The following is a 12,619-nucleotide window of genomic DNA, read 5'->3' on the forward strand; positions in this document are numbered from 1 at the left end:
AAACCGGTGCCAATAAACCGGAGCACCAGATGCAATTGTTAAACAAGGGGAACTGCTATGAGCGAGAAGATTACCAACTGGACTTCTTCCGACGACCGTATGATTGAAAATGCAATTCGACGCGGGGCAACCCGGCGTGAATTGTTGCAGATGATGTTAATGGGTGGGGTTGCGGCTGCAGCGGGCACAACAATCCTGGGCCGCGCGACCTCCGCATATGCTGCGACGCCGGTCAAAGGCGGTTTTATCAAAGCTGCGGGCTTTAGCTCTTCCACTGCCGATACGCTTGATCCTGCCAAAGCTTCAAATGCTACTGACTATGTGCGCTGCTGTGCGGTTTATAACCGCCTGACCTTCCTTGACGGGCATGGCGAAACGCAGATGGAGCTGGCCGAAAGCGTCGAAAGTGCGGATGCAAAGGTCTGGACTGTCAAACTGCGCAAGGGGGTGACATTCCATGATGGCAAGTCGCTGAGCGCAGATGATGTGGTGTTTTCTCTTCAGCGTCACCTTGATCCGGCTGTTGGCTCCAAGGTCAATGCGATTGCCAAGCAGATCACGGGCGTCAAAAAGATTGACGACACCACAGTCGAGATCACGCTTGAAAGCGCAAATGCCGATCTTCCAACCATTCTCGCGCTGCATCATTTCATGATTGTTGCCGATGGCACGACGGATTTTTCTAAGGGCAACGGGACGGGTCCATTTGTCTTAAAAGAGTTCCAGCCGGGAGTTCGTTCGATTGCTGCGCGCAACGAGAATTACTGGAGGAATAACGGACCGCACCTTGATTCCTTCGAATTCTTTGCGATCTCTGATGAGAGTGCCCGTATGAATGCGGTTCTTTCCGGCGATATTCAGCTTGGTGCGAACCTCAATCCGCGTTCGTTGCGCGTGCTTGAAAACAACCCTGCTGCGACCCTTTTTATCTCGAAGCTTGGCACTTATACCAATCTTAATGCCCGCCTTGATATGGCACCGGGCGACAAGGCTGGCGTGGCCGAAGCGCTGAAATATCTCACCAATCGTGAAGTCATTCAGAAGTCTGTGTTGCGCGGTCTTGCAGAAATCGCAAACGATCATCCGGTGCCTGCAACCAGCAAATACTTTAATGCCGAACTCAAACAGCGCGAGTTTGATCCAGAGCGTGCAAAGTCCCTGCTTGGAAAAGCCGGTGTGCTTGGTCAGGAAATCCGTATCACTGCCGCAGAAGCTGCATCGTCATCGCTGGACTATGCAATGGTTCTTCAACAGGCCGCATCAACCATCGGTCAGAAGATCGCCATTGATCGCGTACCATCGGACGGCTACTGGTCAAATCATTGGCTGAAGGATGCTGTTCATTACGGCAATATCAACGCTCGTCCAACGCCGGATATTCTGTTCTCGCTGCTCTATAAGTCCGATGCGCCGTGGAACGAAAGCCGGTATAAGTCCGAGAAATTCGACTCGATGCTGCTTGAAGCACGCGGTCTGCTCGATGAAAACAAACGTAAAGAAATCTACGGCGAAATGCAGGGCATGATTTCCAATGAAGCGGGAACGGTCATTCCGGCCTTCATGTCAAATGTGGATGCAACTTCGCCGAAGCTTAAAGGTCTCGAGCCAAATCCGCTGGGTGGCATGATGGGCTATACATTTGCCGAACACGCCTGGCTGGAAGCCTGATTGTTCATCCGGTAAATTCGTTCTTCGAGTTCGGGCAAAGCATGGATTTTGCCCGAACTGATCGTTTCCCCAAAATATTGGGCCGCGCATGACCATGAAATCGCCTTTGCTGATTCTCGTCGCCAAACGCCTTGTTGTTGCATTCGTTACGCTGCTGATTGTTGCATTTACGATTTTCTTTGCAACAGCGATGCTGCCCGGTGACGTCGCCGAAATTCTTCTCGGACAGGCCGCAACGCCGGAGGCTGTTGCCGGACTTCGTCACGCGATGAATCTCGACCAGCCTGCCTTCCTGCGCTTCATATTCTGGCTGGGCCATCTGCTTACCGGCGATCTTGGCGTGTCCTATGCCAACAATCTGCCCATTGCCGATCTCATCGGCAGCAGGCTTGTGAACTCGCTCAAACTTGCCGGCGTGACGGCCGTAATATCGGTGCCGATCGCTCTGTTTCTCGGCATCACTGCGGCCATCATGCGCGGTACGATTTATGATCGGGTTGTTTCCATCATCACGATCTCGGTGATTTCCGTCCCTGAGTTCATGGTCGCGACCATCGCCGTGATTGTGTTTGCAGTTTATCTTGGCTGGTTGCCAGCCCTCTCAATGGCCAATGAAGTCACGTCTTTCATAGGGCTTCTCAAAGTCTTTGCCATGCCGGTGATCACGCTGAGCTTTGTGATTTCAGCGCAAATGATCCGCATGACGCGCGCCGCCGTTCTTGAAACGCTTAACACACCCTATGTTGAAATGGCGCTTCTTAAAGGTGCTTCGCGCCGCCGTATGGTCATGGTTCATGCGTTGCCAAATGCGCTCGGGCCGATCGTTAATGCGGTTGCGTTGTCGCTGTCTTATCTGCTGGGCGGCGTCATTATTGTCGAAACCATCTTCAATTATCCCGGCATAGCCAAGTTGATGCTCGATGCTGTCGCAACGCGTGATCTGCCGTTGATCCAGACCTGCGCGATGATCTTCTGCTTTGGCTATCTTCTGCTCATTACGATGGCGGATATCATTGCTATCGTTTCCAACCCGAGGCTGCGATAATCATGACCGCTTCCGTTTCAAGTCAGCGAAAGACTAAGTCTCAACGCTTTGGTTATCGGGTTAATCTGGTCGGCACAGTTTCGTTCCTGATTATTCTCTGCTGGGCACTGGTTGCCATTTTTGCGCCGTGGATCGCGCCCCATCCGGTGGGTGAAATCGTCGATTTCGACTTTTTCGGACCGATGAGTGCACAGTTTCCGCTTGGCACCGATTATCTTGGCCGCGATATGCTTTCCCGCATTATCTATGGCGCGCGCTTTACGGTTGGCATTTCGCTGGCAGCGGTTTTTCTGGCGTGTTTTTTTGGCGTGACACTTGGCATGATGGCCGCAGTTATCGGCGGCTGGTTTGATTCAGCATTGAGCCGCTTTCTTGATGCGCTCACATCCATCCCAAGCAAGATACTGGCGCTGGTGATTGTTGCGGGTATCGGCTCGTCCATTCCGGTCCTCATTGTCATCATGGCGGTGATCTATACGCCGGGCAGCTATCGCTTTGCGCGCGCATTGGCGATCAATATCAACACCAGGGACTATGTGACCGTCGCCCGCGCACGCGGCGAAAAGATCGGCTATCTTATCCGTTCAGAGATTTTGCCGGGTATCATCGGACCAGTCCTTGCCGATTTTGGCCTACGCTTTGTCTTTATCGTCCTGCTTTTGTCGAGCATGTCCTTTCTGGGGCTTGGTGTGCAGCCGCCATTTGCCGATTGGGGGGCTTTGGTAAAGGAAAATATTGGTGGTCTTTCCTTTGCGGCCCCTGCCGTTGTGTTTCCGTCCGTCGCGATTGCGAGCCTCACCATCAGCGTCAATCTGCTGATCGACAATCTCCCGCAAAAAATCCGCGACAGGAGCGAATGAATGAGCAATCTGGTTGAGATCAAAAACCTGCGCGTGGATGCAAAAACCGATTCAGGTCGCACCGTCGAAATTATCCGTGACGTGAGCTTTGAAATTGCCAAAGGTGAAATTGTGGCTCTCATTGGCGAGAGCGGCTCTGGCAAGACAACCATTGCGCTTACACTTATGGGCTATACGCGTCCGGGGTGCCGGATCGTGAGCGGCAGTATCGACGTTTCAAAGCAGAATCTTGTCTCGCTCTCAGAGCGTAAACGCGCGAAGAAACGGGGCACAGAAGTGTCCTATGTGCCGCAAAGTGCGGCTGCCTCTTTCAATCCTGCCCATCGCATTATGGATCAGGTCATTGAAGTGACCAAAATTCACAAACTGATGTCGAAGGAAGAGGCACGCAAAAAGGCAATAGATCTGTTCAAGGCGCTTGCCTTGCCAAATCCCGAAACAATTGGTGACCGCTATCCGCATCAGGTATCGGGTGGGCAATTGCAGCGCCTTTCGGCAGCTATGGCGCTCATCGGTGACCCCAAGCTTGTGATTTTCGATGAGCCGACGACGGCGCTTGATGTGACGACGCAAATTGAAGTTCTGCGCGCTTTCAAGTCGGTGATGAAAAAGAACCATATTGCTGGGGTTTATGTTTCGCATGATCTCGCTGTCGTAGCCCAGATTGCAGACCGCATCGTGGTACTCAAAAGCGGTGAAGTTCAGGAGGTGGGCTCCACACAGGATATTCTGCATCATCCGCAGCACCCTTATACGCAGGAATTGCTTGCAGCTTTTGAGCCGGTTTTGCATGCGCGGCCAGAAATTGCCGAAGTTGAAAAGCCATCGCCGCTTCTCGTCGTTGAGAATGTTCTTGCCGGTTATGGTATTGTCGGAAAATCCGGCGATCCGGCGATGATTGCGGTCAACAATGTCAGTCTTGAGCTATCGCGCGGGCAGAATCTGGGCATCGTCGGAGAATCGGGTTGCGGCAAGTCTACGCTTGCACGCGTAATTGCCGGTATCCTGCCAGCCGCGCGCGGAAAGATTATCTTTGAAGGTAAGGAAATGCAGAGCGCTCTGCGTCATCGCACGCGCGAGCAATTGCGCGAATTGCAGATTGTCTTTCAGTTTGCGGATACCGCGCTCAATCCTGCCAAGTCGATTGCCGATATTCTTGCGCGCCCTTTGTCATTCTATCACGGCATGCATGGCAAAAGCCGCGATGCCCGCATTGATCAGCTGCTTGATATGGTGCGGATCCCGCGCAATTTGCGGTACCGCAGGCCGGGTGAGCTTTCCGGCGGGCAGAAGCAGCGCATCAATCTTGCGCGTGCACTTGCTGCTGATCCCAAGATGATCATCTGCGATGAAATCACCTCCGCACTGGATACGGTTGTGGCTGCGGCCATTATTGATCTCTTGAAGGAGTTGCAGCGCGAACTGTCGCTGTCATATCTCTTTATCAGTCATGACCTCTCTACAGTGCGTGCGATCTGCGACGAAGTTGTGGTCATGTATGCCGGTAAAAAGGTTGAGCAGCTAAGTCCGGCCCTGATGGGCAATGCCGCCAGCCATCCTTATTCGCGGCTTTTGTTCTCATCCGTGCCCAAGCTCGACACCGGCTGGCTCGACGGACTGCAGCAGGACCCGGAACTGGTGCGTGAGTTTACCAGAAGCTGAGATTGGCGTGCTATTCTGTGAACATCACGTCTAGCGGCAAATGTGCTTTCACAATGGGTGACTTGAGCACGACGAAGCTGAAATATTTGTCGATGCCGACATCCATATCGATCAGGCGCTCCATGATCGTCTGATATTCGACAATTCCGGCGGTCACGAATTTCATAAGATAATCGTAACCGCCCGAAACCAGATGGCACTCAATAACAGAATCGATCTTTTCAACTGTTGCCAGAAAACGTGCAAAATCGATCTGGCGGTGGTTCTTGAGCGTGATCTCGGTGAAGACTGTCAGTGTCTGGCCCAGTTTCGAAACATTGATCTGTGCCGAATATCCGGTGATATAACCTTCCGATTGCAGCTTTTTTACCCGCATCAGGCATGGGCTGGGCGAAAGATTGACCAGTTCTGCGAGTTCGACATTGGTTATCCGCCCATTTTTCTGCATTTCGGATAGGATTTTTATGTCGATTTTGTCGAGCTTCATAGCAAAACCACTCATGCTGTATTCTGAAATCAGATTATTATCTTTTTCGCTTCAAGCTGCAATCGCGCCAGATGCGGTTTTCCATATTCAGTGATCGAGCGAAGCAAACGGGCTTTCTGCGCAATAATCGCCTGTCGCAGCCGCAGCAAACCATATGAAATTCTGTGTAAAGGCAAACTCCGATGCACGTCTTGGCGCGGCGGGCAGTAGGATGTGCAAAACACTGGAGTTCCACACATGTCTGCACCGCTCTTGCACATTGAAACCAGCCCAACCTTGCCAGAGGCAGCGGATGTGGTTGTGATTGGCGGCGGCGTTGTTGGCGTGTTTACAGCCTATTACCTCGCCCGCAGTGGCGTGAAGGTTGCGCTTATTGAAAAGGGCCGCATTGCAGCCGAACAATCGAGCCGAAACTGGGGTTGGTGCCGCCAACAAAACCGCGATGCGCGCGAGCTTCCGATGGCGAGCAGAAGCTTGGAGCTCTGGGATAAAATCGCCGAGGAAACGGGGGAAGATCCCGGGTTTCGCCGTTGCGGGCTTCTTTATCTGTCGCAGGATGAAGCGGAGATTGCAGGCTGGGCGCGTTGGCGTGATTTTGCACAGACTGTTGGTGTAACCACGCATATGTTGAGCGCAGCGGAAGCGGCAGAGCGTGGTAAAGCGACGGGGCGCAGCTGGAAAGGCGGCGTTTTCTCGCCGACCGATGGTATCGCCGATCCGTCACGTGCGGTGCCGGTTGTGGCACGCGGGATTATGGCGGCAGGTGGCAGCGTTCATCAAAACTGCGCTGCGCGCGGTCTTGAGCTGAGCGGCGGACGCGTCAGCGGTGTGGTGACCGAAGCAGGCACAATTGCCACGAAAACCGTGGTGATGGCGGGCGGTGCATGGGCATCTTCCTTCTGCAACCAGTTGGGCATTCGCTTTCCGCAGGCAGCCGTTCGCGCTTCGATCCTGTCGGTCGCGCCCGGTGCTGTCGGTTTGCCTGATGCATTGCATACATCTCAGGTATCGCTCACACGACGCTATGATGGCGGCTATACGCTGGCAATCAGCGGTCGCGCGCGGGTTGATACGACCCCGCAGCAATTGCGTTTTGGCCGTGAATTCATACCGATGTTCATGCGTCGCTGGCGCAGTCTTGCTCCGGGCGGTACTCAGGGCTGGTGTTCAGGTCACGAAACGTTGAGGAAATGGTCGCTCGACAAGATTACACCCATGGAAAGAAACCGTATCCTCGATCCGAAACCGGATGAGGGACAGATCCGACTGACCTATCGAAGAGCGTGTGACCTCCTGCCGGAACTGGCAAAGACACCGATTGCGAACCGCTGGGCGGGCTATATTGACAGCACACCGGACGGCGTTCCGGCGATTGGTGAGATTGAAAATGTTCCGGGTTTCATTCTGGCGGCAGGGTTCAGCGGACATGGATTTGGCATCGGTCCCGGTGCGGGGCATATGATTGCGGATGTGGTTTTGGGACGTAAGCCGATTGTGGACCCTAAACCTTACAGGCCGGAACGCCTGAACCGCAGCGCATGGGGCAAGGTTGCTGACTTTTAAACCAATTCAAGCCAAAGCGCGCATCTATCAGCGATTTAATTTTTCGAACCGCTTAAGCAGCCGTTCGCGCCGCAGACGTGAAAGCCGCTGCACCCAGAAAGTGCCATTGAGCTGATCGATTTCATGCTGATGGCAAACGGCAAGCAATCCTTCGGATTCTTCCGTTTTTTCAATGCCATCGAGGTTTTGATAACGAATTTTGATGCGTGCATGCCGTTCGACGTCTTCGACAACGCCGGGCATTGAGACGCTGCCTTCCTGATGCTTGATCGTCTCGTCGGAAGCCCAGATTATTTCCGGGTTTACATAAATATGTGTGCCGGTTTCTTTTGAAAGCTCAAGAACAACAACCCGTTTGGCGACACCAATATGCGGTGCCGTGATACCGATGCCGGGTGCTGCACGCATTGTATCGAGTAGGTCGTTTGCGAGATCGCGCAAGGTTTGATCAAATGCGGTGACAGGTTCTGCCACTTCGCGCAGGCGTTGATCGGGATATTGGACGATAGGGCGAACGGGCATAGAGCTACTCTGTTTTGTTGATCATAACGCTGTAGCCAAGCCTGTCAGATTCCGCAAAGTGTTTTGGAGCGATCAGGCGGGAATGACGAGCTTGAGAGCAATCAGCCACATGACGGCTGCAATGATTAATTCCAGAATGCGCCATGAGGATGGTCTGGCGAAGACCGGACGAAGCCAGGACGCGCCATAGCCAAGTGTGAAGAAAAACAGGAAAGAGGCTGTCACAGCACCGGCCGCAAAAGAGAATTCCTCTCCGGGAAAGCGCGTCGAAATTGTTCCAAGCAGCATGACTGTATCGAGATAGACATGCGGATTGAGCCATGTGAGGGCAAGGCACGTGATCAATGTTTGCGTGTGGCTGGAAGCACGCATTTCCGCCGATATCAGCGCGCTGGACGATCTTAGCGCCGCGTAGAGGCTTTTTGCACCATACCAAAACAGGAAGGTCGCTCCGCCATAGCGCATCACTGGGTCGAGCCATGGCATGAGCAAGGCAATTTTCTGAAAGCTGGTCACGCCCAGAACAATGAGAAAAGCATCCGAAATCGCGCAGGCCAGCACGACCGTGAGAACATGCTGATTGCGGAGTCCTTGCCGCAGAATGAAAGCATTTTGCGCTCCAATTGCAACAATCAGGCTCAGGCCCATCATCAGGCCGGTCACATAAACTGAACTATTCACCACTTTAAGAAGTCCCGAATTATCATTCAGGCTGTTGCTATCGTATCGGGAATGATTAGGCTAATTAATGTGACTTGTTCAGATTAAGAAAAACTAATCCATGCTTGATTATCCGGCACTGCGCGCGGTAACCACTGTTGTCCAGACTGGCAGCTTTGAAAAAGCAGCCATTGCACTCAACATCACGCCATCCGCTGTTTCACAACGCGTCAAGCATCTTGAAGAGCGGCTTGGTGTGGTCCTTATTGTGCGCGGCAATCCGTGCCTCGCGACTGAAAAAGGTGAATGGCTATGCCGCCATATGGAAAATGTGGGCATGCTGGAGAGCGAGTTGTTCAGACATTTGCCCTCACTGGTCCGCGAAGACGACAAGCAGCAACGCGTGACGCTGCATATCGCAACCAATGCGGATAGTCTGGGCACATGGTTTGTTGAAGCCATGTCCAGCTTTTCCAAACAAACCCGCTATTTGCTCAACATAGCTGTCGATGATCAGGATCATACGGCGGAATGGCTGCAACGGGGACGGGTGCTTGCGGCCGTTACAAGTCTGGAAAAGCCGATACAGGGATGTCGACGCCTTTCACTGGGCGCGCTTCGCTATCGCGCGACTGCCAGCCCGGCGTTTGTTGCGCGTTATTTTTCGAAGGGCGTAACGCAGGTCACATTGGCCGATGCGCCTGCGTTGACCTTTAATCAGAAGGACAGATTGCAGTCGCAATGGATCGCTCAGGTGATGGGCCGCGATCTTGCGCATCCCACGCATTGGCTGCCATCCACGCAGGGCTTCATCGAGGCCAGCCTGTCTGACATGGGCTGGGGTATGAATCCTGAGCACCTGGTGAAAGAGCATTTACAGGCCGGGCGGCTTGTCGAGCTGATCCCAAACACGCCGCTGGATATCGCACTTTACTGGCAGATGAACCGGCTGGCTGCGGATCATTTAAGCGAGCTTACGCGCGAGGTTGTGCGTACAGCAAAGGCTGCTCTCGTCACAGCATAAGCATCATCAGGCCTTCTTTCGGAATGAAGACGCGTCGATATTGAGCTTTTGCAGGCGCGCATAGAGGCTGCGACGCGGAAGTTGCAGCATCTCTGCTGCTTCTCCCACATCGCCATTAAGACGCGTGAGCGTGTCCTGCAAAACCTTGGTTTCGAACTGATCGAGTTGCTGGGTAAGCGGCAGGGCGCTCGGCTCACGCGCCTGATCGACGTCCAGTCCCAGCACGACTTGTTTTGCAAAATTGCGCAGCTCGCGCACATTGCCCGGCCATTCATCGGCGTTGAGCCGCGTTTCTATTGCCCCATCTATGGTCGGTCGCGGCTGACCGAACTGTTTTGCGGCCTCATCAAGGAAATAAGCGAACAAAAGGCCGATATCCTTGCGACGTTCACGCAAGGGCGGAATACGCAGCCTTACGGTTTCGAGCCGGTAAAGCAGATCGGACCTGAAACGCCCTTCCTGTACCGCACCTTCAAGCTCGCCTTTTGCGGCAGCAATGATCCGCAGATTAACGGCTCGGGGCTCGCCTGAAACGCTTGGCAATTCGCGCTCTTCGACAACGCGCAAAAGTTTGCCTTGCAGGACGGGCGACATGCTGTCGACCTCATCAAGAAAAAGTGTGCCGCGCTCAGCGTCAATGATGCGGCCACGCTGGATGCGGTTGCCAAACAGCACCTCATCAGCAATGGCATCGGGTAGCGCTGCGCAATCGATTGCAACAAAGCCACGGGCATGGCGTGCGCTCCAGCGGTGCAAAAGACGTGCGACCAGTTCTTTGCCGGTGCCGGTTTCGCCTTCAATCAGCACATCCACATCGACACTTGCAAGCTGGCGGATGGTTTCGCGCAGTCGCACCATGACGGGCGTCTCGCCCAGCAACGGGAAGCCCTGTTCAGCCTCTGCGGCCGCTTTGCGCAGGCGACGGTTTTCGAGAACCAGACGGCGCATTTCCAGCGCGCGCCGCACGCTTGAAATCATATGGTCCGCCGCAAAGGGTTTAGCTATAAAGTCGAAAGCCCCTTTTTTAAGCGCTGTCACTGCCATGCCAATATCACCATGTCCGGTCATCAGGATGACCGGCAGTTCGGGATCGCGCGTAAGCAGCGCTTCCATCACGGCATGTCCATCGATGCGCGGCATGCGAATATCGGTGACGACAATACCGGGAAAGTCTGCACTCAGATTGGCGAGTGCCGAATGGCCATCGCCGAAGGTCTCGATGTCCAGTCCGGCAATTTCGAAAGAATCCGCAAGAGCCGTGCGAAAGGCCACATCGTCATCGATGAGCATAACGCGCAGTGATTGTGTGTCCGTCATGATTGTTTTGCCTGTTTTAACATGGCTGAGAAGGCAGCGCCGCCTAAGGGGGAAGGCACGATGCGCAAACTGCCTTCGAGTTCTGACATGATGTCGCGTGCAATGCCCAGCCCCAGACCCAGCCCATCCGGTTTGCCGGTGACAAAAGGGCTGAACACATCATCGCCAACCGCAGGATCGATGCCCGGTCCGTTGTCGGCAACGATCAGCGATATATGTTCATTTGCTTGCAAGACATGCAAAGCAACGCGCGGTTTAGATTGGCCTGCCACGGCATCCAGTGCGTTCTGTAAAAGGTTGACCAGAACCTGCTCAAGTCGCACACGGTTTGCCAGAACTGTGAAGTCGCAGCCATTTGGCATTTCAAGCTCAATACCGGCAGTACGAAAGCGATCGCCCATGATGAGAAGCGTGCCCTCCAGCAATTCATCAAGTCGGATCGGGCCGAGTTGGCCATGCCCACGGCGTGCAAAACGGCGCATTTCCTGTGTGATTGATCCGATGCGGGCGGTGAGTTCGATGGATGTGCTCAGGTTGGTTGCAACCTTGTCCAGTTTGCCTTTTGCCAGATGATGCTGTGCATTTTCGGAAAGCGTCTGAATGGTCGCGACAGGCTGGTTTATCTCATGCACGAGGCCTGCGGTAATGGATCCGAGCGATGCAAGCCTGTTTGCCTGCGCCAGTTCCTCGCGGGCTTTGCGAAAACGCTGATCGGCACGCTCGCGTTCTGTTATTTCAGAACGAAGCTCTGCTGTGCGCTCCATGACCGCTGTTTCAAGTGCCGCCCTGTCGGCTGCCAGACGAGCGGCCCGCGTCATGCGCCAGTAAACAGCGCCTGAGAGCATTGCAATAATGAGCAGTGCTGCCACTGTAATCAGCCGTGCCAGATCCTTTGCTGCGCGCATTGCGGGAGCGATGGCCTCAATATGCAGAAGCCTTAATTCCGTTCCGGCGATCTGTTCGCCAACCGTGCGAAATTCTGTGCCTGAGGCACCCCGCATCATGCTTTCAGGTTCGAATGCATAATGGCTGGGTTGCAGATCGGCGATGTTGAACTGACCGCTTTGGGCTATTTTTTCGCGCTCGGCTGCGGAGATTGGTTGAAAGGACCGAAGGTCTTCCGCTTTGTCTGTGGATGCGAGAATGATGCCGCGCGGATCAACCACGAATGTCTGGCCAGGATCGTTCGCCCAGGTCTGAACGAGTCGGTGAAATTCGAATTTAACGACGACAACACCAGCCGGATTGGGCTTATCGCCTATTCGCTGCGCGAGAAACAGGCCGAAGCGCCCACTGACGTCGCCGATAGCGTAATATTCCGCTGCACCTGAATCCATGGCACCCTGAAAATAAGGGCGGAAGCTATAGTTGCGACCGACGAAACTTTCCGGCGTGTTGGCATTGGACGACGCAATCACGGTGCCATCGCGTGCGATCACATAAATGATAGGCGAGCCGATTTCGTCAGCAAGAAATTCGAGTTTTTTGTTTAATCTTGATGTTGCATTTTGCGGCCCGCCGGCAAGCACATCGTGAAGGTCGCCATATTCTTTCAACACGACGGGCAGAAGGCGAAACTTGGCAAGCTCACTGTCGATAAGCCGGGTCTGCTGCCGTGCAATAAGCGTCGCATCCTGACTGAGCCGTTCAAGCGCGCTTGCCTCTGTCCAGGAGCGCGCAGCCGTCCAGACGCCCGCAACAAGCAGGAAAGCCAGCAGGATCAGCAGGACTCTGCTGAGTTTTGACAGTGTCTTCATTTGTGCAGGATTATGCAATTATCTTTGAAAAGTCACGCAGAATTTTGCACAAAA

General features: G+C 53.9%; 11 protein-coding genes. 6 read left to right on the forward strand and 5 right to left on the reverse strand.

Annotated features, from left to right (window positions below):
- Positions 1 to 57 precede the first annotated feature (57 nt).
- From ABE530_RS04320 to ABE530_RS04335, 4 genes are all read left to right on the forward strand, one after another.
- Positions 58 to 1,668 (forward strand): ABC transporter substrate-binding protein, encoded by a 1,611-nt coding sequence (locus ABE530_RS04320; protein WP_499693712.1) that lies wholly within the window; start codon positions 58 to 60, stop codon positions 1,666 to 1,668.
- A 94-nt stretch (positions 1,669 to 1,762) separates the two neighbouring features.
- Positions 1,763 to 2,713 carry an ABC transporter permease gene (locus ABE530_RS04325; RefSeq protein WP_499693906.1) on the forward strand — a complete coding sequence of 317 codons (951 nt, stop codon included), beginning with the start codon at positions 1,763 to 1,765 and terminating at the stop codon, positions 2,711 to 2,713.
- 2 nt (positions 2,714 to 2,715) lie between these two features.
- Positions 2,716 to 3,573 (forward strand): ABC transporter permease, encoded by an 858-nt coding sequence (locus tag ABE530_RS04330; protein ID WP_265985758.1) that lies wholly within the window; start codon positions 2,716 to 2,718, stop codon positions 3,571 to 3,573.
- Entirely contained in the window at positions 3,574 to 5,235 is a 1,662-nt protein-coding gene (locus tag ABE530_RS04335) for an ABC transporter ATP-binding protein (RefSeq protein WP_499693713.1), read from the forward strand.
- A 10-nt stretch (positions 5,236 to 5,245) separates the two neighbouring features.
- Here the strand turns inward: ABE530_RS04335 and ABE530_RS04340 are convergent, their stop codons facing one another.
- A complete protein-coding gene (locus ABE530_RS04340; RefSeq protein WP_094508510.1) occupies positions 5,246 to 5,722 on the reverse strand; it encodes an Lrp/AsnC family transcriptional regulator in 477 nt (158 codons plus the stop codon).
- A 237-nt stretch (positions 5,723 to 5,959) separates the two neighbouring features.
- On the opposite strand from ABE530_RS04340, the gene ABE530_RS04345 reads away from it, so the two are divergent.
- A complete protein-coding gene (locus ABE530_RS04345) occupies positions 5,960 to 7,285 on the forward strand; it encodes an NAD(P)/FAD-dependent oxidoreductase (protein ID WP_499693714.1) in 1,326 nt (441 codons plus the stop codon).
- Between the two features lie 27 nt (positions 7,286 to 7,312).
- Here ABE530_RS04345 and ABE530_RS04350 read toward each other — a convergent pair whose 3' ends face one another.
- A complete protein-coding gene (locus ABE530_RS04350; RefSeq protein WP_499693715.1) occupies positions 7,313 to 7,807 on the reverse strand; it encodes a peptide deformylase in 495 nt (164 codons plus the stop codon).
- 72 nt (positions 7,808 to 7,879) lie between these two features.
- Positions 7,880 to 8,458, reverse strand: coding sequence for a LysE/ArgO family amino acid transporter (locus tag ABE530_RS04355; RefSeq protein WP_499693907.1), 579 nt, complete (start codon positions 8,456 to 8,458; stop codon positions 7,880 to 7,882).
- Between the two features lie 130 nt (positions 8,459 to 8,588).
- Here ABE530_RS04355 and ABE530_RS04360 point away from each other — a divergent pair, with 130 nt between their 5' ends.
- On the forward strand, positions 8,589 to 9,491 hold the full coding sequence (locus ABE530_RS04360) for a LysR family transcriptional regulator ArgP (protein ID WP_499693716.1): 903 nt from the start codon (positions 8,589 to 8,591) through the stop codon (positions 9,489 to 9,491).
- A 6-nt stretch (positions 9,492 to 9,497) separates the two neighbouring features.
- Here ABE530_RS04360 and ABE530_RS04365 read toward each other — a convergent pair whose 3' ends face one another.
- Positions 9,498 to 10,808 (reverse strand): sigma-54-dependent transcriptional regulator, encoded by a 1,311-nt coding sequence (locus ABE530_RS04365; protein ID WP_499693717.1) that lies wholly within the window; start codon positions 10,806 to 10,808, stop codon positions 9,498 to 9,500.
- Positions 10,805 to 12,565: a sensor histidine kinase gene (locus tag ABE530_RS04370; RefSeq protein ID WP_499693718.1), complete on the reverse strand. Its 1,761-nt coding sequence runs from the start codon at positions 12,563 to 12,565 to the stop codon at positions 10,805 to 10,807. Before ABE530_RS04370 ends, ABE530_RS04365 begins: the two co-directional genes overlap by 4 nt.
- Between the last annotated feature and the right edge of the window lie 54 nt (positions 12,566 to 12,619).

Origin of the sequence: Brucella sp. TWI559, from assembly GCF_039674265.1 — a bacterium.
Classification (GTDB): Bacteria; Pseudomonadota; Alphaproteobacteria; order Rhizobiales; family Rhizobiaceae; genus Brucella; species Brucella chromiisoli.